This window comes from Rhodococcus sp. GQ147 (assembly GCF_059759155.1).
On sequence record NZ_JCAXDU010000004.1, the window covers coordinates 269,589 to 293,610 of the forward strand.

Here is a 24,022-nt window from a genome sequence, read left to right on the forward strand (position 1 = left end):
CCGCTACAACGGAGTCACGGTCGTCGTCCGACGACATCGGTGATCCGGGAGGGCCTCACGTGCAGAACGAACTTCGGCGCTACATCGATCGGCTCCGCACGGAGGGCTATTCGGTGCGCGACGACCACGGTGAGGACCCCGATCTGATCGACATCGAGGGCCGGGCCGTCGACACCTGGCGGGAGAACTATCCGTACGACACCCGGATGGACCGCGCCACCTACGAGGTCGAGAAGTATCTCCTGCAGATCGAACTGCTGAAGTTCCAGTCGTGGGCCAAGGACAACGGCTCCAAGCACATCATCGTGTTCGAAGGTCGCGACGCCGCCGGCAAGGGCGGCACGATCAAGCGGTTCCAGGAGTACATCAACGTCCGGCACGCCCGGACCGTCGCGCTGAACAAGCCGTCCGACCGTGAGCAGGGCCAGTGGTATATGCAGCGCTACATCCAGCACTTCCCCACCGCCGGTGAGCTCGTACTGTTCGACCGCTCCTGGTACAACCGAGCCGGCGTCGAACGGGTCATGGGTTTCTGCAGCGACGACGAGTACGAACGTTTCATGGAGCACGTCCCGTTGTTCGAGAAGCTCGTCGTGGACGCCGGCATCACCCTGACGAAGTTCTGGTTCTCCGTCACCCGGAGGGAGCAGCGCACGCGCTTCGCCATCCGCCAGCTCGATCCGGTGCGGCGGTGGAAGCTGTCGGAGATGGACCTCGAATCGCTCGACAAGTGGGACCAGTACACCGACGCGAAGGAAGAGATGTTCCGGCGCACCGACACCGACTGGGCGCCGTGGACGACCATCAAGTCCAACGACAAGAAGCGGGCCCGGGTCAACGCGATGCGGTTCTTCCTCAACCAGTTCGAGTACGACGACAAGGACCGTCAGATCGTCTTCCCGGCCGACCCGAGGATCGTGCAGCGCGGCAAGGACGCCGTCGGCGACTAGCTGCCGGGAGGTCGTGCTCCGGGCGTGCCGAGGTGCGCAGGACTGGCGCCCAGACTGCGATCCGTACCACACTGGATGGTGACGCGAGGAGGCAGCATGGGCACAGCCAATGTCGGTCACGGAATCGTCGTCGGCATCGACGGATCGGACAGCGCACTCGATGCGGCCCGGTGGGCCGCCTGCGTCGCCCGACGTCTCGGCGAACCGATCGACCTGGTCCACGTTCATCCCCCCACCTCCGGCGACGGGACCGACCCGTCGGAGGAAGCCGTTCTGACCGCCGCGGAAGCGGCAGTTCGGGGCGCGGTCGACCGGGTCGAGGTCCGGCGGTCCACTCCGTCGGGCAAGCCGGATCGAGTGCTCACCGACCTGTCGCGCGAGGCACGGATGATCGTCCTCGGCCACACGACCACCACGGAGTGGGAGTCGATGATCCGGCGCTCCGACGTCGTGTCGGTGGCCAACCACGCGGAATGCCCGGTGGTGACGTGGCGCAGCCGCGACGGATTCCAACCGCCCGACGGGCGCCCGGTCGTCGTCGGAGTGGACGGCACCGAGGTCAGCGAGTCCGCCGTCGAGCATGCGTTCGCGACCGCCGCGGCGCTCGAGGCACCCCTCGTCGCGATCCACACCTGGACGGAGCAGTCCACGCTCACCTACGGCGAGGGGTCACGGTTCACGGACTGGACGGCCTACGTCGAGCACCGGAGGGAGGAGATGAAGTCGCATACCTCCTGGCACACCGAACGGTTCCCCGACGTCGCGGTCTCCTACCGGGTCGAGCGGGGCAAGCCCGACATCGTCCTGCTCGAGGAATCCAAGAGTGCCCAGCTCGTGGTGGTCGGCAGCCACGGCCGGAGCCCGCTGGCCGCTGCGGTGGTCGGCTCGAGCAGTCAGGGACTCATCCATCACAGTTGCTGTCCGGTCATGATCTGCCGCGCCCACCACCGATCGGAAACCGAGGCCCACTGAGCCGACCCGCGTGACCCTCGAGTCCCCCGCTCGGTTACTGTGCGGCGGTACCGAGCGGGGCGGTCTCCGACGCGGCCGGAGCGTGCGCGTAGACGGTGTCGCCCGCGACGAGCCCCAGGTCGTGGGTTTCGCCGCGGGTGATCTGCGTCGTGAACTGCTCACCCGTCGCGTCGTTGCGCAGTTCGACGCGCACCTCGAAGCCCAGCCGGACCACACGCTCGACGGTCGCCCGCGTGACACCGACCGAGCCGCCGGAGGTGTCGGAGAGCGCAGGTTGCCGGGCGAGCCGGATGTCGTGCGGCCGCACCAGCACGCCGTTGAGCTTGGACACCGTCCCGAGGAACGACATCACGAAGCTGTTCGCCGGGCGATCGTAGAGTTCCTCCGGCGTTCCGACCTGTTCGATACGTCCGGCATTCATCACCGCGATGCGGTCGGCGACGTCGAGCGCCTCCTCCTGGTCGTGCGTGACGAGCACGGTGGTCACGTGCACCTCGTCGTGCAGGCGGCGCAGCCAGGTCCGCAGGTCGGCGCGCACCTTCGCGTCCAGGGCACCGAACGGCTCGTCGAGCAGCAGCACCTGCGGGTCGACGGCGAGAGCACGGGCGAGCGCCATGCGCTGACGCTGGCCACCGGACAACTGCGCCGGATAGCGTCGCTGGAACCCGCCGAGCCCGACGATCTCGAGCAGGTCGTCGACCCGCTTCGTGATCTCGGCCTTGGGCCGCTTGCGGATCTTGAGTCCGAAGGCGACGTTCTCGCGCACGGTCATGTGCTTGAACGCGGCGTAGTGCTGGAAGACGAAACCGATGTCGCGCTTCTGCGGGGTGACGCCGGTGACGTCCTTACCGGCGATGTGGACGGTGCCCGCGTCGAGGGTCTCGAGGCCGGCGATCGAACGCAGCAGCGTCGACTTCCCCGAACCCGAGGGTCCGAGCAGGGCGGTGAGCGAGCCGGACGGGATGTCGATGTCGACGTCGGCGAGTGCGGCGAAATCTCCGTAGTTCTTGCGCGCCCCGGTAACAGCGATCATTCGGTGGTCCTCTTCCGGTCGAGCAGGGTCATCAGCAGCAGGACGATCACCGCGATGGCCATGAGCAGGGTCGCGGCGCTGTAGGCGCCGAAGGTGTTGTGGTCGTCGATGTACCGGGCGTGCACGAGCAGCGTCAGGGTCTGGGAGACGCCGGGGAAGCCGGACGAGACCATGATGACGGCGCCGAACTCGCCGAGGGCCCGCGCGACGGTGAGGACGATGCCGTAGGTCAGGCCCCAGCGGATCGCCGGCAACGTGATCCGCCAGAAGGTCTGCCAGGTGTTCGCGCCGAGGGTCGCGGCGGCCTGCTCCTGCTCCTCACCGATCTCGCGCAGCACCGGTTCGACCTCGCGCACGACGAACGGCAGCGTCACGAAGATCGTCGCGAGCACCATGCCCGGCAGGCCGAAGATCACCTTGAAGCCGAGATCCTCGACGGCACCGAACCAGCCGTTGGCGCCCCACAACATGATCAGGGCGACACCCACGACGATCGGCGAGACCGCGAAGGGCAAGTCGACGACGGCCTGCAACAGTCCCCTCCCCGGGAATCTGCCGCGGACGAGCGCCAGCGCGACGACGATGCCGAAGATCACGTTCACGGGCACGACGATCGCGACGATGAGCAGCGACAGGTTCAGAGCCGAGATCGCCGCCGGGGTGCTGATCGACTCGGCGAACGCCACGATGCCGTTCTCGAAGGTGCGGTAGAGGATCACCCCGATCGGGACGAGCAACAGTACGAACAGGTAGGCGAGCGCGACGAAGCGCAGCGACAGTCGGGATGCGAGGGACTGTTTCACCGGTCGTCCTCCTCTCGGCGCAGCCCCCGATTTGCAACCAGGCGCAGGACGAACAGCACGACGAAGGCGATCACCAGCAGCGCGACGGAGACCGCGGCGGCGTTGACCGGCCGGTCGATCTCGATCTGCTGCTGGATGTACTGCGACGCGACCTGGGTCTTGTACGGGATGTTGCCGCCGATGAGCACGATCGAGCCGTACTCGCCGATGGCGCGGGCGAATGCCAGGCCGGTGCCGCCGAGGACCGCCGGCGCGAGCACGGGCAGCACGACCGTGCGGAAGATCGTGAAGTTGCCGGCGCCGAGCGAGGCGGCGGCCTCCTCGACCTCACGGTCGGCCTCGATGAGCACCGGCTGCACCGAGCGCACCACGAACGGCAGCGTGACGAACGCCAGCGCCACCACCAGTCCCGGCTCGGTCGCGTTGAGCTGCACACCGATCGGGCTCTGCGGCCCGTACAGCGAGAGCAGCACGATGCTCGCGACGATCGTCGGTAGCGCGAAGGGCAGGTCGATCAGGGCATTGACGAACTTCTTGCCCGGGAACTCGTCGCGGACGAGCACCCAGGCGATCACCGTGCCCATCACCGCGTTGATCGCCGCGACGACCAGCGAGACGACGACGGTGATCCGTAGGGTCGCCAGGGCGGCCGGAGCGGTGATCGCATCGACGAACGTCCCGAGACCGTCCGAGACGGAGTGGAAGGCCAGGGCCGCGAGGGGAAGCAGGACGATCAGGCTCAACCACAGTGTGGCGATGCCGATACCGAGGGGCCCGACGGCGCCGGTGAACATCCGGCGTCGTGGTCGGGCGGGGGCCGTGGCGGACGGCCGGCGACGCGAACCCGCCGGGGCGGGAGACGAATCTCCCGACCCGGCGGTGTGTTCCGAAACGGTCACGCGCGTGCTCTACTTCGTTGCGTTGTCGTAGATCACCGCGATGGTGCCGGTGCTGTCGGCGAACAGCTCCTCGTTCACGGTCTCCCAGCCGCCGAGATCGGCGACGGTCCACAGTTTCTCCGGCTGCGGGAACTCATCGGCGAATTCCTCGGCGACGGTCGGATCGACGGGCCGGAAACCGGCTTCGGCCCACAGGCGCTGGGCCTCGGGGGTGTACAGGAAGTCGTTGAACGCCTGCGCGACCTCGACGTCCTTCGCGTTCTTCAGTACCGCCGCAGGGTTCTCGATCTTGAAGGTGACGGGCGGGGTGACGTGCTCGACGGGGTCGCCGTTGCGCTCGATGAACAGTGCCTCGTTCTCGTAGCTCAGCAGCACGTCGCCGGTGCCCTGCAGGAAGGTCTCGGTGGCCTCGCGACCGGACTTCGGCTGTACCTTCACATGGTCGGTGACCAGTGCGGTGACGTAGTCGATGCCGGCCTGCGGGTCGGCGCCGCCGTTGCTCTTCGCGGCGTACGGTGCAAGCAGGTTCCACTTCGCCGAACCCGAGCTGAACGGGTTGGGGGTGACGACCTCGACATCCGGCCGGAGCAGGTCGTCCCAGTCCCGAATGTTCTTCGGGTTGCCCTCACGGACGACGATGGTCACGACCGATCCGAACGGTATCCCGTTGTAGGCGTTTTCGTTCCAGTTCTCGTCGACGAGTCCCGCGTCGACGAGACGGGTGATGTCGGGCTCGACGGAGAAGTTCACGAAGTTCGCCTCGGCGCCGTCGCGCACCTTGCGGGACTGGTCTCCGGAGGCGCCGTAGGACTGCTGGAAGACGACGCCCTCGCCTTCCTCGGTCTCCTGGAAGGCGGGGATCAGCGAGTCGAATCCGACCTTGGGCACGGCGTAGGCGTAGAGGTTGACCGTCCCGCCGGATCCGTCGCCGCCGCTCTCGGCTCCGACGGTGTCGCTCGAACCACCGGAGCAGGCGGTGAGGGAGAGTGCGGTGACCGCGGCGAACGCCGCGACAACGAACCTGGAACGTTTCATGACGAGCCTCCTGAGGGGCTGTTTCGAGGGGGGGATGAACGCGACCGGCACCGGACGAGGGGCTGCCGGAATCGGACCGGCCGGGATTCGCGAGGATGCGGCACCGACGGACGAGAGGATCCGGAAGACGGGGACCGCGGAGAGAAGGAGGATTCAGCGACAACAGTCGATGTCGGCGACCGATGGCATGCCCACAGCGATCAACGCCAACTCGTGGCGGAGGCGGGGCAGAGTGGTCGCGGACACGCGGCAGAGATTAGCAGAGGTCGAGGGTCGACCGAAATCGACGATTCGGACACCGGACGTCGAGCACCGAACCGGATGCGCGAGCGGCGTGCTCACATGGAGACGAGCCATGCGACGACGACGATGATCAGCAGCGCGATCAGCGCCAGGGTTACGCGCGAACGCGGCATGTCAGCAATCCTCCGTCGTCGTGGCGGGCGAGTCCGTCTCTCCGCGGCCGAGCAGTCCGAAGACACCGGCCATCGCCCGATCGAGCAGCCATGCGACCCCTGAGCAGGCCGGCACCAGCACTGCGAGCACCAGGGCCACCTGGGGGACGAAGGACAGGCCCGCGAGCCACAGCTCGAAGCCGTCCCACCACGAAGCCACCCGATCCATCGCCTACACCCTAGTAGGTTCGGCAACCGCGCTGCGATCCGCCCGGCCCGCGGTGATCATGGAGGGATGGACCACTACCACTCCTCCTCACCGCTGTCGGGGGCACCCTTCCAACGGAGTCCGTTCCCGCCGATCGACGACTACGCATTCCTCTCGGATTGCGAGAGCACCTGCCTGATCGCACGTGACGGCACCGTGGAGTGGATGTGCGTGCCCCGTCCGGACTCGCCGAGTGTGTTCGGGTCGCTGCTGGACCGCAGCGCGGGACATTTCCGGTTGTCGCCGCACGACCGCACCGTTCCTGCGGCACGCCGGTACCTGCCGGGCGGTCTGGTGCTCGAGACGACCTGGCAGACCGACACGGGTTGGATGATCGTGCGGGACGCGCTGGTCATGTCACCCTGGTACGACGTCGAGGAACGCTCCACCACGCATCGCCGGACCCCGTCCGACTGGGAGGCCGAGCACATGCTGTTGCGCACGGTGCGCTGCGTGAACGGGACGGTCGACCTGTACGTCAGCTGCGAACCCGCCTTCGACTACCACCGCGGCCGCACCGAATGGAGCTATACCGGCAAGGTCTACGAGGAGGCCACCGCGGTGTGCCGGAACGCGCCGGACGAACATCCGACGCTGCGCATGACGACGGATCTGCGCCTCGGAATCGAGGACCGCGAGGTCCGCGCGCGACGTCGACTCCACAAGGGCGACACGGCCTTCGTCGCATTGTCGTGGTCGGACTGCCCGATGCCGCACACCTTCGACGAGGCCGCCGTCAAGATGACCGCCACCCAGGACTACTGGCGCGAGTGGATCACGACGGGCCGCTTCCCGGATCACCCGTGGCGCACCTACCTGCAGAGCAGCGCTCTGACGCTCAAGGGACTGACCTACAGCCCGACCGGGGCGCTGCTCGCAGCGTCGACGACCTCACTCCCCGAAACACCTGGCGGAGAACGTAACTGGGACTACCGTTACGCGTGGGTACGCGATTCGACCTTCGCACTGTGGGGTCTGTACACCCTCGGGTTCGACCGGGAGGCCGACGACTTCTTCTCGTTCATCCTCGACGTCTCGCGCGACGCGGACGGCGTCCGCTATCCGCTCCAGGTGATGTACGGGGTGGGCGGTGAGCGCGAGTTGCCGGAGTCGACCCTCGATCATCTGAGCGGCTACGACGGCGCCACCCCGGTCCGCATCGGCAACGACGCCTATCACCAACAGCAACACGACATCTGGGGCACACTGCTCGACTCGGTGTACCTGCACGTCAAGTCCCGCGGGCACTTCCCCCAGACGCTGTTGCACACCCTGCGCCGGCAGGTCGAGGAGGCAGCGGCCAACTGGCGCAAGCCCGATCGCGGCATCTGGGAGGTGCGCGGCGAACCCCAGCACTTCGTGTCGTCGAAGGTCATGTGCTGGGTGGCACTCGATCGCGGCGCGAAACTCGCCGAACTGCAGGGTCGTCCCGACTACGCCCGGAAGTGGGCGGCGATGGCCGACGAGATCAAGGCCGACGTCCTCGAACACGGCGTCGACGAACGCGGCGTCTTCACCCAGCGGTACGGCCACCCGTCACTCGACGCGTCGGCTCTGCTGATCCCCTTGTTGCGCTTCCTGCCCGCAGACGACCCCCGGGTGCGGGCCACGGTGCTGGCGATCGCCGACGAACTCACCGAGGACGGGCTGGTGCTGCGCTACCGGGTGGAGACCACCGACGACGGGCTCGCGGGCAAGGAGGGCTCGTTCACCATCTGCTCGTTCTGGCTGGTCTCGGCGCTCGTCGAGATCGGCGAGGTCGAGCGGGCCGCCGCACTGTGCCAGCGCCTGCTCGACTACGCGAGCCCCCTGAAGCTCTATGCCGAGGAGATCGACACCGAGAGCGGACGTCATCTGGGGAACTTCCCGCAGGCGTTCACCCACCTGGCGCTCATCAATGCCGTCGTCCATGTCATCCGCGCAGAGCGGGAGATCGGAGCGGGCAACTTCCGGCCCGCGCATCTCGGACCGTGAGCCGGTCTCAGGCGACTCAGCGCCACCGCATCCGGGGAGACGTCGGTCTGCCACGGATAGAGGCCGCGCTCGTCGCCGTACGAGCCGGCGCTGTAGTACGCGACGGGCTGCACCCCGAGTTCGACGAGAGCGTCGAGCCATTGGCTGGAGGTCGCGACGATCCGCTCGGGTCTGCCCTCGATCGTCGTCGTGCCGTAGGAGTGCTCGACGGTGACGGTCTCGCCGCCGGCGGTCGCGGTGTCATCGGTGTCCGACGAACACGCCACGAGGGTCGGGGCGACGAACAGTACGAGCGCTACCGCGGAGAGAACGACTCGGCGCATGGGCGACCTCCACTTCAGGTGAGGCTCACCTCAGCTCGAATGTGGACGTCCGTGTGCCGGCGCAGTGCTCAACGGAAGCGGGACAGCAGAGTCTCCGCCTGTTCGGCGATACCCCGGATCACCTCGCCCGCGGGTCGCTCGGAGCGCACCAGACCGGCGGCCTCCCCCGCGTAGACCACCCCGATGTCGGGATCGTCACCGGTGTACGCCGCGGCGAGGGTGTCCTCGTCGGCGCCCCGGCCGTGCCACTCCTCGGTGAACGCATTGCGCAGGGCGCGTCCGCCCCAGCGCGCCGGCCACGGCTGGTGCCGGGCCTTGTCGAAGACGTCGGTGTAGACGGTGTCGGCGCTGCCGGCCTCCACGAGCCGGCCACGGGCGTAGTCGGGGCCGACGGTCTCCGGGCTGGCGAGCAGCGCCGTCCCGACCAGGGCGCCCTGCCCACCGGCTGCGAGCACCGCTGCCAGACCGCGACCCGTGGCGATGCCACCTGCGGCGAGCACGGGCAGCGACGTCGACTCGAGCACCTCCTGCAGCAACGGGAGGGTACCGATCCGGCCCGTGTGCCCACCGGCCTCATGGCCCTGCGCGATCACCGCGTCGACACCCGCTGCCTCGACCACGCGCAGATCGTCGACCGTGTTGATCTGCGAGAGGACGACGGCCCCGGCCTCGTGGACGCGCTCGATGTAGGGAGCGGGATCGCCGAACGAGAGCGTGACCAGTTGCGGGCGGTGCTCGAGCACCGCGGTGAGGAGGCTGTCGTCGTCGGCAAGCGCCCAGGTCATCAGACCGAATCCCACGGCCCCACCACCGATCTCGCGGGCGGTGCGCACCTCGCCCTCGATCCACTCGGCGGTGTTGTACCGGGCGGCACCGATCAGGCCGAGTCCGCCGGCCCGCGTCACCTCGCCGGCGAGCCGCCCACCGGCCCGGCCACCCATGGGCGCACCCAGCAGTGGAACGGAGATTCCGAGTTCACGGGTGAGCCAGGTGTCGAGCACGCGAATCCTTCCGGTGGGCGTCGCAGCAGGAGCGACTACTTCTTCGGCTTGTCGGACGAGGCCTCGGACGACAACGCGGCGACGAACGCCTCCTGCGGAACGTCGACGCGGCCGATGGTCTTCATCCGCTTCTTGCCTTCCTTCTGCTTCTCGAGCAGCTTGCGCTTACGGCTGATGTCGCCGCCGTAGCACTTGGCGAGAACGTCCTTGCGGATCGCCCGGATGTTCTCGCGGGCGATGATCTTCGAGCCGATCGCGGCCTGGACGGGCACCTCGAACTGCTGCCGCGGGATGAGTTCCTTGAGCTTGGTCGTCATCTTGTTGCCGTAGGCGGCCGCGGCGTCCTTGTGGACGATCGCGCTGAATGCGTCGACGGCCTCGCCCTGCAACAGGATGTCGACCTTGACCAGCGCGGCCTCCTGCTCTCCGGCCTCCTCGTAGTCCATCGAGGCGTAGCCGCGGGTGCGCGACTTCAGCGAGTCGAAGAAGTCGAAGATGATCTCGGCCATCGGCAGCGTGTACCGCAGCTCGACGCGGGTCTCGGACAGGTAGTCCATACCGCCGAGCTCACCGCGCCGCGACTGGCACAGCTCCATGATCGAACCGATGAACTCGCTCGGCGCGATGATGGTGCACTTGACGATCGGTTCGTAGATCTCGCGAGCCTTGCCCTCGGGCCAGTCGGACGGGTTCGTCACGACGACTTCCTGGCCGCCTTCGAGCACGACGCGGTAGACGACGTTGGGAGCCGTGGAGATCAGGTCGAGGCCGAACTCGCGCTCGAGGCGCTCGCGGGTGATCTCCATGTGCAGCAGACCGAGGAAGCCGCAGCGGAAACCGAACCCGAGAGCGACGGACGTCTCGGGCTCGTAGGTGAGCGCGGCGTCGTTGAGCTGGAGCTTGTCGAGCGCGTCGCGCAGCACCGGGTAGTCGGAGCCGTCGACCGGGTACAGACCGGAGTAGACCATCGGGCGCGGTTCGCGGTAGCCGGTGAGCGGCTCCTCCGCACCGTGGCGGGCGGTGGTGACGGTGTCGCCGACCTTCGACTGGCGCACGTCCTTCACGCCGGTGATGAGATAGCCCACCTCGCCGACGCCGAGACCGGCGGTGGCCTTGGGTTCGGGCGAGACGATGCCGACTTCGAGCAGTTCGTGGGTCGTGCCCGTCGACATCATCTTGATCTTCTCGCGGGGCACGATCTTGCCGTCGACCACACGCACGTACGTCACGACGCCGCGGTAGGTGTCGTAGACGGAGTCGAAGATCATGGCGCGGGCGGGCGCGTCGGCGTCACCGACCGGCGGCGGCACCTGGCGGATCACGGCGTCGATGAGTTCGGGGACGCCCTCGCCGGTCTTGCCGGAGACCCGGAGCACGTCGGACGGCTCACAGCCGATGATGTTCGCGATCTCACCGGCATAGCGGTCGGGATCGGCCGCGGGCAGGTCGATCTTGTTGAGGACCGGGATGATCGTCAGGTCCTTGTCGAGCGCAAGGTAGAGATTGGCGAGGGTCTGCGCCTCGATGCCCTGCGCGGCGTCGACGAGCAGGACCGCGCCCTCGCACGCCTCGAGCGCGCGGGAGACCTCGTAGGTGAAGTCGACGTGGCCCGGGGTGTCGATCAGGTGCATCACATAGTCTTCGCCGTCGAGCTTCCACGGCAGACGTACGTTCTGCGCCTTGATCGTGATGCCACGCTCGCGCTCGATGTCCATGCGGTCGAGGTACTGGGCGCGCATCTGCCGCTCCTCGACCACCCCGGTGAGCTGCAGCATCCGGTCCGCGAGCGTCGACTTTCCGTGGTCGATGTGCGCGATGATGCAGAAGTTCCGGATCTTTGCGGGGTCCGTGAACGTGGTGTCGGCGAAGGTGCTGATGTCGTGCTCCTGACTCGGACTGGCAGCGGCCAGCAGACCGCGGTCACCCTGCAGAATATCCAAGTCGGGCGACGGCCGGGATTTCGCCCGGGTCAGGTCCGGTTAAGCTCGGTTCCCGTGGCCGGTACATGGAAGAAGTTGGGCAGGCAGCTGGGGCGTCTCGCCGTCGACCAGGGTCCGAAGATCTACCAGCAGTTGCAGCAGTCCGGGGCGCTCGACAAGGCGCGCGCCGCGTTGAACGCGGCCGGCCGGACCGGCGCAGCGAGCGGAACCTCGGGGAGCGGTACCACTGCGGCACCGAAGCCCGGCGCGTCCGGGACCACGGCGCCGAAGCCAGGTGCCGCGAAGACCCAGTCCGGCACGAAGCGTCCGGCCCCCGGTCGCCCGGTGGCGTCGCGCACCACGCCCACGGCGCAGCGTGCCCGCCGCCTCGAGTGCTCCCCCGACCTCGACGGTCGCGCCGATCCGGGCGAGATCGTGTGGACCTGGGTGGCCTATGAAGAAGATCCGACGGAGGGCAAGGACCGCCCGGTGCTCGTCGTGGGCCGCGACGACAGGACGCTGCTCGGGCTGATGCTCTCGTCGAACTCCGACCGCGACGGTCACCGCGACTGGCTCGGAATCGGCTCCGGACCGTGGGACGCGGAGAACCGCCCGAGCTGGGTGCGCCTCGATCGCGTGCTCGACGTCCCCGAGGACGGCATCCGCCGCGAAGGCGCGATCCTCCCCCGCGCACGATTCGATCAGGTCGCGACCCGGCTCCGTACCGATTTCGGCTGGAGCTGAATCGGGCCGCGCCCTGACCGCAGGCCCTCAGGAGGCCCGGAGCCCGTACCGCCGCCCGAAGAGGAAGGTGTAGACGAGCGCTCCGAGCGCTCCGCCGATGAGCGGGAACACGATGAATGCCCACAGCTGCCCGAGCGCACCGTCCTGGTAGAAGGCGACGGCGAGGCTGCGGGCGGGATTGACCGACGTGTTGTCGATCGGGATCGAGATCAGGTGGATCACCGCGAGAGTGAAGCCGATGGCGATGCCGGCGATCGGCGCGTCGGCCACCTGATCGGTCGCACCCAGCACCACGAAGACGAGCACGGCCGTGAGCAGGACCTCGACGACGATCATCGCGCCGATGCCGTAGCCGTTCTCGAGCACGCCGCCGAGCGGACCGTGCACCGCCGAGGGGCTGTGCGCGCCCCAGCCGTTCGCCCCGAGGCCGTCGGCGGCACGGTCGTAGCTCGGCAACGACGACGCCACCGCGTAGAGCGTCAGACCGGCGACCAGACCGCCGACGACCTGCGCGATCCAGTAACCCACGGCGCGCACCGGCGTCACGTGACCGACGATGAGCTGCCCGAGCGTCACCGCCGGGTTCACGTGACACCCGGAGATCGGGCCGATGGTGTACACGAGGAACAGCAGGGTCAGGCCGAACGCCAGTGCGACGCCGAGCTGACCGACATAGGTTCCGGCGAACACCGCGGTACCCACCGCGGAGAACACCAGGAGGAAGGTTCCGATTGCCTCCGCCACGTACTTCCGCAGGTCGGAGAACTCACCGGGGTCTCTGATTTCCAGGGAGGTCTGGCGTGCGAGATCTTCGTCGATTCGGGACTCGGGATCGCGTGGGGGTTCCATGGGTCACCTCGATGTTCGCGGTCCCGCTCGCAGGCGGAACCTGGTGGTAGAACACTTCGAGTCGATGCACCGCAGCCGCGAACTCGTCGTTCGCGCTGTGAGGGAGATTACGCATGCGCCGTGACCTCGACAACGACATCGTGCACCGTGGCGTGTCCGCCCATGTAGATGCCCTCCCGCGGCGGCACGCAACAACAACAGTCAGGTGCGCGTAGTCCTGGCCGAAACGATCAGGCCGGTGAGAAGGGTGATTCGACCGCCGGTTTGGGCTTTGCGATCCGTTCTTGGTAACCTTGTCCATCGGTGCTCAGATGCACCCAGAGCTTTCCTACCAGCTACCAGCAAGACGACAGGATTTTACGCGTGGCCAACATCAAGTCCCAGGTGAAGCGGATTCGCACCAACGAGCGCAACCGACTCCGGAATCAGTCGGTGAAGTCGTCGCTTCGTACGGCGATCCGTTCGTTCCGCGAGGCTGCGGCCGCTGGCGACAAGGACAAGGTCAACGAGCTCCTCGTCGCCACGAGCCGTCAGCTCGACAAGGCTGCCAGCAAGGGTGTCATCCACCCCAACCAGGCTGCCAACAAGAAGTCTGCTCTCGCGAAGCTTGCCAACAAGCTCTGAGTTCATCGCTCCGAGGTAGTAGACGCAGGCTCTGCTTCACGAAGGCCGTCCCCCTGCCGGGGACGGCCTTCGTGGCGTTGAACGACAGAAATGATGCCGCCCGCCCGGAATCGGCCGCGGGCACGGCGGAGAAGCCTCAGGCCGCCAGCTCGGAGATGACCCGCACGGCGTGCTCGAGGGCGTAGTCCGGATCGGCCGCGGCTCCCTTGACGTCGGCGTTGAGCGCAGCGACCACCGTGAGTGCGGTCCCGATCGACGCCGGCGCCCACGTGCGCGCCTGCGCCTGCGCCTTCTTCACCTTCCACGGCGGCATACCCAGCGACGACGCGAGGGAGAACGGGTCGCCGCGACCGGCCGAGCCGACCCGGGCGATCGTGTGCACGGCGTCGGCGAGAGCATCGGCGAGCAGCACGTGGGCGACACCGCGGTGCATCGCCCACCGTAGCGCTTCGAGCGCACCGGCCGTATCGCCGGCCACGGCCTTCTCGGCTACGTCGAATCCCGACACCTCGGCCTTGCCCGAGTAGTAGCGTCGCACGGCCGCAGCATCGATCTTGCCGCCGGTGTCGGCCACGAGCTGGCTGCACGCCGCAGCGAGTTCGCGCAGGTCGGAACCCACCGCCTCGATGACGAGCTGTTCGACATCGCCCGAGACTCGCACCCCCGCAGCCTGGAACTCCTTGTGGACGAACGTCCGCACCCACGCCGCCTTCTCCCCCGCCTTCGCGGGAGCGGCACACATGTGCTCCTCGGCGCCGCGCTTGCGCAGCGCGGGCACCATCGCCTTGGTGCGTCCCCCGCCGCTGTGGAGGATCACCAGTGTCACGCCCGGAGGCGGATCGCCCGCGACATCGAGGATCAGCGCCGCGGCGTCCTTCCCGGCGTCGGCGGTGGATTCGAGGATCACGATGCGTTCTTCCGCGAACAGCGACGGACTCAGCAGCTCGGCGAGTTCGGGTACGCCCGCGTCGCCGGCGCGGAGCCTGGAGACGGGGAGATCGCCGGGAGTTTCGCTGCGCGTGCGGACATCGGACACGATCTTCGCGACGGCACGGTCGACGAGCAGTTCTTCCTCACCGAGGATCAGATGCAGGGACGCGTCGCTCACGGTTCGATCGTGCCACGCACGTCCGACACCACCGCGAGCGCCCCGGAGGCGGCACGGAGCACTGCAACGTCGCCGTGCAGGTCGGTCCGCAGGACCCGCGCCCCGATTCCGGTCAGGGTGGAGACGATCTCGGGATGGGGATGCCCGAACAGGTTGTCTCGCCCGGCGCTGACGAGGGCGACGCTCGGCCGCACAGCGGTGAGGAAGCGTGCGGGTGTGGTGCGCGAGCCGTGGTGCGGCACCTTCAACACGTCCGCACGCACGTCGGTGCCCGACCGCACGAGTGCGTCGAGCGCGGCCTCCTCCGCGTCTCCCGGCAACAGGACCCGGCCCACGACGGTGTCGACCGCCAGGACGAGCGAGTTGTCGTTCTCGGAACCGCCTGTCCGTCGCCCGGCCGGGCCCAGCACCCGGATGTCGAGATCGCCCGCACGCAGGGTCGCACCGGCACCCGCTTCCCGCACCACGACACCGGTCCCGGTCGCCGCGTCGAGCACACCCGTCGCGTCGTCACCGGCAGCACCCGGCCCGACCACGACCATCTCGACCGAGCGCCCGGTGAGGACACCGCGGATCCCACCCGCGTGGTCGGCGTGCAGGTGTGACACGACGAGCAGTGCGATACGGCGAATCCTCAACCGGCGCAGGCACCGATCGACGGGTTCCGGTTCGGGTCCGGTGTCGACGACGACCGCGCGCCCGTCCCCCGTCGCCAGCACCAGCGCATCGCCCTGACCGACATCGCATGCGACGAGTACCCATTCGGCTCCGGGCCAGCCCGGTCGCAGCATCCGCACCGGCAGCCACACCGCCGCGACGGCCACTGCAATCACGAGAGCCGTGATCCGCACCCGCCGGTGACGAGCCACCGACCACGCCACCGCGACCAGCACCGCCGCGACCACTGCCCCCACCGGCCCGTCCGGCACCTCGAGTTCGGCCGACGGCAACGATGCCGCCCGGTCGGCCACCGTGATCAGCCACCACAGGAACGGCCCGGTGCCGCGCGCGAGCACCTCCCCAGCCCACGGGACGACGGAGGCGCCCAGCGCGACCAGCGAACCGAGGACCGTCAGCGGCGCAAGTACCGGGGCGACGAGGACATTGGCCGCGACCGACACGACACTCACGGTCCCGCTCACCGCCGCGACGAGAGGTGCGGTCGCTACGAACGCGACCAGCGACATTGCCGCGACCTCCGCGATGGGACGCGGCCACCCGCGATCCACGAGCCGGGTCACGACAGGTGGCGCGGCGACGATCAGTGCCGCCGTCGCGGACACCGACAGCGCGAACCCGACGTCGACGGCGAGGTCGGGCAGGAGTACGAGCAGTACGCCCACCGCGGTGCACAGGGCGGGAAGTGCCTGTCGCTCACGACCCGTCACGAATGCCAGCAATCCGATCGATCCCATCGCGGCCGCGCGCACCACACTCGCCGACGGACGGACCACGACGACGAAGGCGACGAGAGCCGTCGCGGCGAGGATGGTCCCGGAACGCGGTCCGAGTCCTACCGCGCGCACGAGGAGCAGTACCGCTCCGAGGACGATGCTGACGTTGGCTCCGGACACGGCCGTCAAGTGCGTCAGTCCGGCCACCCGGAAGTCCTCCCGCACCTCGTCGGTCAGCGCCGTGGTGTCGCCCACCACGAGACCGGGCAGCAGGCCGGCCCGATCGGCGGGAAGCACCGCGGAACCCACCTGCGCGAGCCGGTCGCGTACCGTGCCAGCCCATCGCTGCCACACCGGGGGCGGGCCGACGACCATGGGTGCGTTCTCCGCGTGGAGCACCGCCACCGTGGTGCCCGGCCCGGTGTGCGGCGCCGCCCGCACACGCGCGGTGACGGACTGCCCAGGCAGGAGATCTCCCCACGAGTCGGCCGGGGCGAACACCACCACCGATCCCCCGGTCTCCATGGATCGCCCATTGACCGTCACGTGCTCGAGCCGGGCCGGGATGCGTACCCGGGGTGTGTCGTCGAATGCCGCAGCCCGGATGCGCCGCGGGTCGTCGGTGGGGAGGAGGACGACGCCGGCCCAGGATCCCTTCTCCGCTGCGGAGGCGATCGGGTGCTGGTCGGCGGCCCACATCCGGAGGCCGGCGGCCGGTCCGAATCCCGCGACGACGGCCAGTGCGGCGAGGAGGATCCGCGCACCTCCCCGTGAGATGCGACCGGTCGCGACGAGACGGACCGTCACGGCGCATCCGACGACGGCCGCGACCGCCACGACGATCACGATCCGCCATCCCGTGTACAAGCCCAGAAGCGTCACGGCCCACGCGGCCAGCGCGCACGGCACCAGCCGGGCATCGAGAACCGTTGCGGCGTCGGACCCGTCGTTCCGTCCGGTCACACCGTCACCAGTTCACGCAGCCTCGCGAGTCGCGCCGGTCCGATCCCGTCGACCTCACCGAGTTGTTCGACGTCCGTGAACGGTCCGTTGGTATCGCGCCACGAAACGATCGCCGCTGCCGTGACGGGACCGACGCCCGGCAGCGCGTCGAGCGCAGTCTCGTCGGCGGTGTTGAGATCCACCAGCCCGCCTGCCTCCGGTGGAGCATCGCCCGGTGTCTGCGCCCCGACGATTCCACTGGCCTGCGGAACAGGTTGGGGCGGGGCGATTCCCACGACGATCTGATCACCGTCGGCGACCCGCCGGGCCAGATTCAGGCCGATGAGGTCGGCGCCGTCGGCAGCACCACCGGCAGCGTCGAGCGCGTCGGCCACACGGGATCCCGCCGGCAGCCGCACGAGCCCGGGACGTGTCACCGCACCCACGACGCTGACGACGAACTCAGCGGAATCCGGCTGTGCCGTGTCCGTCTCCCTCGCGGCGGACGGCTCTGCCGTGTCCACGACTTCGACTCTCGGCAGCGGCGGTACCGGTTCGGGGACCGGCCGGTCGCGCCACACGACGACGAGTGCCACTGCGGCGGCGAGCACTCCGATCGCGGCGAGAGCAGCGGTTCCCCGTCGTCCCGTGTCCCATCGCGCGGCGGTCAGCCGATCGACGAATCGTTCCCGGCCGGGACCGCTGTGGAGGGGTTCGTCGCCGTTGTCCGGATCCGCCCAGGGGTGGTCGTTCGCCGAACTGTCGTCGGTCCAGGGCGGTTCCGCGGGCATCGCCGAGGAACGCGTGATCGCGCCGAGGCGGGTGCGCGCGAGATCACGATGGTCACTGCTCGCCATGCCGCGACGCTAACCGCGGCCGCGACCGCCGGATTCCGTGCCTGCACCGATCCGGACGGGGTTGTGGATGACCCGCACCCCTGTGGATGAATGCCCGGATGGGGCCTCCACCGGCATCATCCGGGCCGGGAGGTGGTGTAGGTGGTCAGTCCTCGGAGACACCGGTCGCCGCGGAGGCGACGACCACACCGACCGCACCCGGCCCGACGTGCGCGCCGAGAACCGCGTCGAGTTCGGACACGACGATCTCGGTGCCTTCCGGAAGGCGCTGTGCGAGCTGATCGACGAGGCTGCGCGCCCGCTCGGGTGCCCCGCGGTGGTGCACCGCGACGAGCGGTTCGTCGCCCACATCGGTCGCGGCTCCGTCGACGAGCTTGGCCATCGCCTTGGTCATCGTGCGGGTCTTCTCCCGCAGGACGAGCTTGCCGTCGGAGATGTGCAGCACGGGCTTCATCGCGAGCGCGGAACCCAACAGCGCTGTGGCCGTGCCGATCCGGCCACCGCGACGGAGGTGGTCGAGCCGGTCGACGACGAGCAGGGTCCGGGCGGACGCCGCGACCTCCACGGCCCGCTCGTACACCCGGGCCAGGTCTTCTCCGGCCCGTGCGGCGCGCACCGCTTCGAGGACGGCGAAACCCGAACCCATGGCGGTGTTCCGCGAATCGACGAGCCGGATCCGGTCGCCCAGCGATTCGGCGGCGTGCCGGGCTGCGTCCCATGTCCCGGACAGCACCCGCGAGAGGTGCACGGCTACGACGCCGTCTCCTCCACTGTCCTCGAGCGCCTCGGTATAGGCGTCGGTCAGTTCTGCGGGAGACGGACCGGAGGTCGTCACGGTCGACAGGTCCTCCGGCAACTCGTCGACGCCCTCGCGGAGGTCGCGTCCGCCCGCGATGATGTGCAGTGGCACAACACGGATGTCGTACCGACGGACCAGTTCAGGGTCGATACAACTCGACGAATCTGTGACGACGACGACGGACACGACGCCTACCGTAGGCCCTCCACCGGGACTTCCGCATCCCGATGCACGATCCGGACCGCGTCGCCGACAGCGGCGGCGACACGGCGGTGTCCTTCCCAACCCCAGTGGATCCCGTCGGGATTGGCGTCGTCGGAGAAGACGTTCTCCCGCACCGCTTCCGCGAGATCGACGAGGGGAACCGACTTCTCGGCCGCCCAGCGGGTGATCGCGCGTGCCGCGGGGAGCCGGCCGGCATGCACCGACCGGTACTGCTCGCTGCGGTGCACCGACGGCATGGTGCCGATGACGGGCAGATCGGGGCGCATGTATGCCAATGCGTCCCTGATCGTTTCGAGGTACTCGACGCTGACCCGGGGTGGGAGCGCCACCGGTCGCCCGAGCGGTGACAGTCGCGGCTGCAACCACCCGTAGGCGTTACGCGCCGCGCGACGCAGGGCCGGCGGGCGGATGTAGCGCAGGCCCTCCCGCAGTGCGGTGGGCAGCGGGGACGGGAGGGTGTCCATCCCGCCCACGGCCAGGACGACGGCTCCGGCGTGCGGGATCGCGGCCCACACCCGCGGGTCCTGGGTCATGGCCCACCACGCGTCGCGTGTGGTCCACCCGATCCGAGCGACGAGCTCGACGTCCCATCCGAGTTCGGCCGCGACCAGGTTGGGCCAGATCTGCGGATGGTCGGCGGGCAGGCCGCCCTTCGGGCCGTAGTAGCTCAGGGAGTCACCGATCACCAGCAGGACCGGGCGCTGCGGGGCGGCGTCGGTTCCGATCGGCGTGGGTTCAGAGGACGTCATCGGGCGCCACTGTGGCCGACGCGTTCCAGACGTCGAGGCGCCAGGACGGCACCTCGCCGTATCCGCTGAGCTGCACCCAGCCGGTATTCCCGAGACCGCCGAGGACGGACCACCGATCGACGGGCAGGTCGAGCAGGGCGGCGGTGAGCGCGGCGATCAGACCCCCGTGTGCGACCAGCACGATGGGCCGATCGCTCCAGTCCTCGTACTTGTCGAGCAGTTCGCCGACGACGGCCATGCTGCGCCGCGCGACGTCGATCCGGTTCTCGCCTCCCGGCGGTGCCCAGGTCGCGTCGGCGCGCCACGCGCTGCGCGCGCCCGGGGCCACGGCGTCGACCTCGGTGTGGGTCAGGCCCTGCCATTCGCCGAGATGCGTCTCGCGCAGCCGCGTGTCGATCGCGACCGGCAGCCCGATGCGATCGCCGAGCGCGGTCGCCGTGTCGTAGGCGCGGCGCAGATCGGACGAGACGACGGCGAGCGGATCGAACCGGGCGATCGCGTCGGCGACGGCGAGCGCCTGCTGCCGGCCGAGCTCGGAGAGGTCGGTGTCGAGTTGGCCCTGCATCCGCCGCGTGGCGTTGTACTCGGTCTGGCCGTGGCGCAGCAGCACCAGCTGCCGCACCCGCGGGCTCTGCGAACCCTCCTCCGGACGACTCACACGTCCTCCGGCGAGTCGGCGGCGTCGATCGCCGAACGGGGGCCACCCACACCGTCGACCTCGATGGTCGGGCAGTCCTTCCACAGGCGGTCGAGGGCATAGAAGTTGCGCTCGTCCTCGTGCTGGATGTGCACCACGACGTCGACGTAGTCGAGCAACGTCCACCGTCCCTCGCGGGTGCCCTCGCGGCGGACGGGCTTGTGGCCGGCCTCGCGCAGCTTCTCCTCGACGTTGTCGACGATGGCGTTGACCTGACGCTCGTTGGGTGCGGACGCGATGACGAAGCAATCGGTGATCACCAGTTGCTCGGACACGTCGAGCACCACGACGTCGGTGGCGAGTTTCTCGTCGGCGGCCAGGGCTGCGATTCGGGCCATCTCCGTGGCTTCTGCCGTTGCGCTCACTGCGTGCTCCTTCTCTCGATGGTGCCGGGGGTGTTTCCGTCGAACACCGGGACGGGATCTCCGTCGGGGTGCGTATTCGTGCGGTAGAGCCGGCGTTTGCTGATGTACTGCACCACTCCGTCGGGGACCAGATACCAGACGGGACGGTTCTCGCGGGCCCTCCTGCGGCAGTCCGTGGAGGAGATCGCCAGTGCCGGGATCTCCACCAGGCTCACCGCCTCGGCCGGGAGTTCGTCCAGATGCGGTGCCAGGTGTTCGGCGTGAAGGTCGTATCCGGGCCGGGACACCCCGACGAAGCGGGCGAGGTCGAACAGGGTCTGCCAGTCCTGCCAGGACAGGATCGATCCCAGTGCGTCCGCGCCGGTGATGAAGTACAGATCCGCGTCGGGATACTGCTCGCTGAGATCGCGCAGGGTGTCGACGGTGTAGGTGGGTTTGCGTCGATCGATGTCGACGCGGCTGACGGAGAACCGCGGGTTGGATGCGGTCGCGATCACCGTCATCAGGTAACGGTCCTCGGCGAGGCTGACGTCGCGTCCGGTCTTCTGCCAAGGTTGCCCGGTGGGCACGAAGATCACTTCGTCCAGGTCGAAGCTCGCGGCGACCTCGCTGGCCGCCACGAGGTGTCCGTGGTGGATCGGGTCGAACGTTCCACCCATGACGCCCAGGCGGCGCCTGGGGGCCGAGGGCCGATCCGTTGGCTGATGCACGGTTGTCCAGCTTACGGGTTCACACGGGGAGCAGACTCGCCACCACCGTTGCGAGCTGCTGCGCCGACCGGCACTCGTGCATCGTGACGACCTCGCTGTAGACCCTGGCGGCCGAATCCCCCGAACCCCATTGTCCCTTCGGCTCGGGATTGAGCCAGTGCGCGTGCCGTGCGACGGACACGAGATGTTCGAGGACTTCGAGGTTCGGATTGCGGTAGTTCGTGCGGCCGTCGCCGAGGATCAGCAGCGAGCTGCGGCTGGTGAGGGCGTGGGCGTGGTTCTCGGCGAAGCCGCCGAGGGCGTGTCCGTAGTCGGAGTGACCGTCGTAGGTGATCAGGTCCGCTTCCTTCAGCATCCGCGACATGGACTCGCCCAGATCGGACCCTGCGGCGAAATGATGGGTGACCTCGTCGGCGGTGTCGATGAACGCGAACACGCGCACGCGGGAGAACTGTTCGCGTAGGGCGTGCACGAGCAGCAACGTGAAGTGCGAGAAGCCGGCGACGGAGCCGGAGACGTCGCAGAGCACGACGAGCTCGGGACGCGCCGGACGGGGCTTGCGGTTGACCAGGTCGATGGGCACGCCACCGGTCGACATGGACTTGCGCAGTGTGCGCCGCAGGTCGATGGCGCCGGCACGAGCGCGCCGGCGGCGCGCCGCGAGACGGCTCGCGAGCAGACGCGCGAGCGGCATGACGCTGCGGCGCAGGGCGACGAGTTCCGCGTCGGACGCGCGCAGGAAGTCGACCTCCTCGGCAAGCTTGGGCACCCCGTACTTCTCGACGCGTTCGCGGCCGAGCTGCTCGGCGGTGCGTCGCCGGGTCTCCCGTTCGACCATCGCCCGGAAATCGGCGATGCGCTGGGCGGCGGTGCGCCGCGCGACCTCGCTCTCGTAGGCGGCGTCGTCGCGTTCCTCGCGGGTGCTGTTGCCGAGCAGTCCCTCGAGGATCTTCGTGAGCAGGGTGTCCGGGGAGACGTCGCGAAGCGCCTGATAGGCCGAGAAGGACGGGCCGTTCGACGACGCATACTGGCCGAGTTCCTCGACGATGGCGGAGACGAGCATCTCGGAGGCCTCGAGTGCCTCCGGCGACTCGTCGGACAGCAGCTCGGCGATGAGATCGCGTAGGGCCTCGAAGTCGACCTCCCCCGTGGGGGTGCGTGGGATGCTCGCCTGAGGGTCGGTGGCCTCGCGGCGTCCGATCGCGGGCGGGAACCACAGGTCGAACAGGGCGTCGAAGGTCGGCCGGTGTGTGGACCGGCGGAGCAGGGTGCACGCGAGGCCTTCGCGGAGGGCCTCCCGATCGAGGAGATCGAGCACCGTCATGACCCGTCCGGCGTCGACCGTCTCGGACGGCCCGACCGCGATGCCGCGGCGGCGCAGCGCCTCGACGAATCCGACCAGGTGCCCGGGCAGTCCGTGGGGTGCCGGGGGCGCCTCGGATCCGGGAAGGTGCGCGGCGGCCATGTCAGTTCAACCGGAGCTCGGCGGCAGCGCGGATCTGGTCGGACTGGTGCTTGAGGATCACGCCGAGCGTGCTGCGCAGCGCGGTGTCGTCGAGGGTGTCGAGTCCTAGTGCGAGCAGGGTGCGACCCCAGTCGATCGTCTCGGCCACCGACGGCACCTTCTTGAGTTGCATGCCGCGGAGCACGCGGACCGTGCGTACGAGTTGGTCGGCGAGCGCGTCGGGCAGATCGGGGACCCGACTGGCGAGGATGCGTCGTTCGAGGTCGGCGTCGGGGAAGTCCAGGTGCAGGAACAGGCACCGGCGCTTGAGCGCTTCGGACAACTCGCGGGTGGCGTTCGAGGTGAGCACCGCGAACGGCTTGCGGGTGGCCCGGATGGTGCCGAGTTCGGGCACCGTGACCGCGAAGTCACTGAGCACCTCGAGCAGCAGGCCTTCGATCTCCACGTCGGCCTTGTCGACCTCGTCGACGAGCAGCACGGTCGGATCCTCGCGGCGGATCGCGGTGAGCAGCGGCCGCGACAGCAGGAACTCCTCGGAGAAGACGTCTTCCTTGGTGCGGTCCCACGACTCGCCCGCCGCTGCGGTCGCCCCTGCCGACTGGATGCGCAGGATCTGCTTGGCGTGGTTCCACTCGTACAGTGCGCGGGACTCGTCGACGCCCTCGTAGCACTGCAAGCGCACGAGTTCGGCCTCGGAGGTCTCGGCGACGGCGCGGGCAAGTTCGGTCTTGCCCACGCCCGCGGGTCCCTCGATCAGCAACGGCTTGCCGAGGCGATCGGCGAGGAACACCGCGGTCGCGGTGGACTTGTCGGCGAGATAACCGGTACCGGCCAGACGATCGACGACGTCCTGGACGTCCACGAAGATCGGCGGGGTGGTGGGCAGCGCACGATCCACGCTGGTTCCTTTCGTCGGGCCGGT

General features: G+C 68.9%; 24 protein-coding genes. 5 read left to right on the forward strand and 19 right to left on the reverse strand.

All coding sequences use genetic code 11. The features are described from left to right. Positions 1-59 precede the first annotated feature (59 nt). Both ppk2 and AC6CID_RS07295 read left to right on the forward strand, forming a co-directional pair. Positions 60-950 (forward strand): polyphosphate kinase 2, encoded by an 891-nt coding sequence (gene ppk2 / locus AC6CID_RS07290; protein ID WP_006554492.1) that lies wholly within the window; start codon positions 60-62, stop codon positions 948-950. Positions 951-1,046: 96 nt separating this feature from the next. Beyond that, positions 1,047-1,922 carry a universal stress protein gene (locus AC6CID_RS07295; protein ID WP_039585139.1) on the forward strand — a complete coding sequence of 292 codons (876 nt, stop codon included), beginning with the start codon at positions 1,047-1,049 and terminating at the stop codon, positions 1,920-1,922. 34 nt (positions 1,923-1,956) lie between these two features. Here the strand turns inward: AC6CID_RS07295 and AC6CID_RS07300 are convergent, their stop codons facing one another. The 6 genes from AC6CID_RS07300 to AC6CID_RS07325 all read right to left on the reverse strand — a co-directional run bounded on the left by AC6CID_RS07300 (position 1,957) and on the right by AC6CID_RS07325 (position 6,316). Continuing rightward, a complete protein-coding gene (locus tag AC6CID_RS07300; protein ID WP_039585137.1) occupies positions 1,957-2,955 on the reverse strand; it encodes a sulfate/molybdate ABC transporter ATP-binding protein in 999 nt (332 codons plus the stop codon). Further along, positions 2,952-3,758: a sulfate ABC transporter permease subunit CysW gene (gene cysW, locus AC6CID_RS07305; protein ID WP_039585136.1), complete on the reverse strand. Its 807-nt coding sequence runs from the start codon at positions 3,756-3,758 to the stop codon at positions 2,952-2,954. Before cysW ends, AC6CID_RS07300 begins: the two co-directional genes overlap by 4 nt. After that, positions 3,755-4,552 carry a sulfate ABC transporter permease subunit CysT gene (cysT, locus tag AC6CID_RS07310; RefSeq protein ID WP_016694104.1) on the reverse strand — a complete coding sequence of 266 codons (798 nt, stop codon included), beginning with the start codon at positions 4,550-4,552 and terminating at the stop codon, positions 3,755-3,757. Before cysT ends, cysW begins: the two co-directional genes overlap by 4 nt. 114 nt (positions 4,553-4,666) lie before the next feature. Further along, positions 4,667-5,692, reverse strand: a complete 1,026-nt coding sequence (locus AC6CID_RS07315; RefSeq protein ID WP_498353730.1) for a sulfate ABC transporter substrate-binding protein — start codon at positions 5,690-5,692, stop codon at positions 4,667-4,669. 153 nt (positions 5,693-5,845) lie between these two features. Continuing rightward, positions 5,846-5,938 carry an Ms4533A family Cys-rich leader peptide gene (locus AC6CID_RS07320; protein WP_309568822.1) on the reverse strand — a complete coding sequence of 31 codons (93 nt, stop codon included), beginning with the start codon at positions 5,936-5,938 and terminating at the stop codon, positions 5,846-5,848. Between the two features lie 171 nt (positions 5,939-6,109). Beyond that, a complete protein-coding gene (locus AC6CID_RS07325) occupies positions 6,110-6,316 on the reverse strand; it encodes a hypothetical protein (protein ID WP_019288357.1) in 207 nt (68 codons plus the stop codon). A 66-nt stretch (positions 6,317-6,382) separates the two neighbouring features. On the opposite strand from AC6CID_RS07325, the gene AC6CID_RS07330 reads away from it, so the two are divergent. Continuing rightward, positions 6,383-8,329 carry a glycoside hydrolase family 15 protein gene (locus AC6CID_RS07330; RefSeq protein WP_200358228.1) on the forward strand — a complete coding sequence of 649 codons (1,947 nt, stop codon included), beginning with the start codon at positions 6,383-6,385 and terminating at the stop codon, positions 8,327-8,329. Positions 8,330-8,720: 391 nt separating this feature from the next. On the opposite strand, the gene AC6CID_RS07335 is transcribed toward AC6CID_RS07330, so the two are convergent. Together AC6CID_RS07335 and lepA are read right to left on the reverse strand one after the other, a co-directional pair. Then, positions 8,721-9,653 carry an NAD(P)H-dependent flavin oxidoreductase gene (locus tag AC6CID_RS07335; RefSeq protein ID WP_019288359.1) on the reverse strand — a complete coding sequence of 311 codons (933 nt, stop codon included), beginning with the start codon at positions 9,651-9,653 and terminating at the stop codon, positions 8,721-8,723. 35 nt (positions 9,654-9,688) lie between these two features. Continuing rightward, positions 9,689-11,584: a translation elongation factor 4 gene (gene lepA / locus AC6CID_RS07340; RefSeq protein WP_259443777.1), complete on the reverse strand. Its 1,896-nt coding sequence runs from the start codon at positions 11,582-11,584 to the stop codon at positions 9,689-9,691. 63 nt (positions 11,585-11,647) lie between these two features. Here lepA and AC6CID_RS07345 point away from each other — a divergent pair, with 63 nt between their 5' ends. Beyond that, positions 11,648-12,316, forward strand: coding sequence for a type II toxin-antitoxin system PemK/MazF family toxin (locus AC6CID_RS07345; RefSeq protein ID WP_498353731.1), 669 nt, complete (start codon positions 11,648-11,650; stop codon positions 12,314-12,316). A gap of 27 nt (positions 12,317-12,343) precedes the next feature. Here AC6CID_RS07345 and AC6CID_RS07350 read toward each other — a convergent pair whose 3' ends face one another. Continuing rightward, positions 12,344-13,165, reverse strand: a complete 822-nt coding sequence (locus tag AC6CID_RS07350) for an aquaporin (RefSeq protein ID WP_006554504.1) — start codon at positions 13,163-13,165, stop codon at positions 12,344-12,346. A 363-nt stretch (positions 13,166-13,528) separates the two neighbouring features. Between AC6CID_RS07350 and rpsT the strand changes: the two genes are divergently transcribed. Next, on the forward strand, positions 13,529-13,789 hold the full coding sequence (gene rpsT / locus AC6CID_RS07355) for a 30S ribosomal protein S20 (protein WP_006554505.1): 261 nt from the start codon (positions 13,529-13,531) through the stop codon (positions 13,787-13,789). Between the two features lie 136 nt (positions 13,790-13,925). On the opposite strand, the gene holA is transcribed toward rpsT, so the two are convergent. From holA to AC6CID_RS07405, 10 genes are all read right to left on the reverse strand, one after another. Beyond that, on the reverse strand, positions 13,926-14,897 hold the full coding sequence (gene holA / locus AC6CID_RS07360; protein ID WP_006554506.1) for a DNA polymerase III subunit delta: 972 nt from the start codon (positions 14,895-14,897) through the stop codon (positions 13,926-13,928). Then, the gene (locus tag AC6CID_RS07365) at positions 14,894-17,254 is read right to left on the reverse strand and encodes a DNA internalization-related competence protein ComEC/Rec2 (protein WP_498353732.1); all 2,361 of its coding nucleotides are present in this window, start codon (positions 17,252-17,254) and stop codon (positions 14,894-14,896) included. The genes holA and AC6CID_RS07365 overlap by 4 nt, the downstream gene beginning before the upstream one ends. Then, positions 17,251-18,090 (reverse strand): ComEA family DNA-binding protein, encoded by an 840-nt coding sequence (locus tag AC6CID_RS07370; protein WP_498353733.1) that lies wholly within the window; start codon positions 18,088-18,090, stop codon positions 17,251-17,253. The genes AC6CID_RS07365 and AC6CID_RS07370 overlap by 4 nt, the downstream gene beginning before the upstream one ends. Before the next feature lie 145 nt (positions 18,091-18,235). After that, positions 18,236-19,075 (reverse strand): DegV family protein, encoded by an 840-nt coding sequence (locus AC6CID_RS07375; protein WP_498353734.1) that lies wholly within the window; start codon positions 19,073-19,075, stop codon positions 18,236-18,238. A gap of 5 nt (positions 19,076-19,080) precedes the next feature. Beyond that, entirely contained in the window at positions 19,081-19,863 is a 783-nt protein-coding gene (gene octT / locus AC6CID_RS07380; protein ID WP_006554509.1) for a diglucosylglycerate octanoyltransferase, read from the reverse strand. Continuing rightward, positions 19,850-20,428 carry a histidine phosphatase family protein gene (locus AC6CID_RS07385; protein ID WP_230810365.1) on the reverse strand — a complete coding sequence of 193 codons (579 nt, stop codon included), beginning with the start codon at positions 20,426-20,428 and terminating at the stop codon, positions 19,850-19,852. The genes octT and AC6CID_RS07385 overlap by 14 nt, the downstream gene beginning before the upstream one ends. 89 nt (positions 20,429-20,517) lie before the next feature. Then, positions 20,518-20,925, reverse strand: coding sequence for a ribosome silencing factor (gene rsfS / locus AC6CID_RS07390; RefSeq protein WP_024101369.1), 408 nt, complete (start codon positions 20,923-20,925; stop codon positions 20,518-20,520). Beyond that, complete coding sequence (gene nadD / locus AC6CID_RS07395) at positions 20,922-21,635, reverse strand: nicotinate-nucleotide adenylyltransferase (RefSeq protein ID WP_498353735.1); 714 nt, start codon at positions 21,633-21,635, stop codon at positions 20,922-20,924. Before nadD ends, rsfS begins: the two co-directional genes overlap by 4 nt. A gap of 19 nt (positions 21,636-21,654) precedes the next feature. Then, complete coding sequence (locus AC6CID_RS07400) at positions 21,655-23,100, reverse strand: vWA domain-containing protein (RefSeq protein WP_498353736.1); 1,446 nt, start codon at positions 23,098-23,100, stop codon at positions 21,655-21,657. 1 nt (position 23,101) lies between these two features. Further along, positions 23,102-23,998 carry an AAA family ATPase gene (locus AC6CID_RS07405; protein WP_498353737.1) on the reverse strand — a complete coding sequence of 299 codons (897 nt, stop codon included), beginning with the start codon at positions 23,996-23,998 and terminating at the stop codon, positions 23,102-23,104. Between the last annotated feature and the right edge of the window lie 24 nt (positions 23,999-24,022).

Coding starts and splice junctions, on each gene's coding strand:
- AC6CID_RS07350 (WP_006554504.1), bottom strand. CDS start 13,165: ATGGAACCCCCACGCGATCCCGAGTCCCGAATCGACGAAGATCTCGCA.
- octT (WP_006554509.1), bottom strand. CDS start 19,863: ATGACGTCCTCTGAACCCACGCCGATCGGAACCGACGCCGCCCCGCAG.
- AC6CID_RS07315 (WP_498353730.1), bottom strand. CDS start 5,692: ATGAAACGTTCCAGGTTCGTTGTCGCGGCGTTCGCCGCGGTCACCGCA.
- cysT (WP_016694104.1), bottom strand. CDS start 4,552: ATGTTCACCGGCGCCGTCGGGCCCCTCGGTATCGGCATCGCCACACTG.
- AC6CID_RS07325 (WP_019288357.1), bottom strand. CDS start 6,316: ATGGATCGGGTGGCTTCGTGGTGGGACGGCTTCGAGCTGTGGCTCGCG.
- AC6CID_RS07300 (WP_039585137.1), bottom strand. CDS start 2,955: ATGATCGCTGTTACCGGGGCGCGCAAGAACTACGGAGATTTCGCCGCA.
- AC6CID_RS07330 (WP_200358228.1), top strand. CDS start 6,383: ATGGACCACTACCACTCCTCCTCACCGCTGTCGGGGGCACCCTTCCAA.
- AC6CID_RS07370 (WP_498353733.1), bottom strand. CDS start 18,090: ATGGCGAGCAGTGACCATCGTGATCTCGCGCGCACCCGCCTCGGCGCG.
- AC6CID_RS07400 (WP_498353736.1), bottom strand. CDS start 23,100: ATGGCCGCCGCGCACCTTCCCGGATCCGAGGCGCCCCCGGCACCCCAC.
- AC6CID_RS07295 (WP_039585139.1), top strand. CDS start 1,047: ATGGGCACAGCCAATGTCGGTCACGGAATCGTCGTCGGCATCGACGGA.
- AC6CID_RS07385 (WP_230810365.1), bottom strand. CDS start 20,428: ATGCAGGGCCAACTCGACACCGACCTCTCCGAGCTCGGCCGGCAGCAG.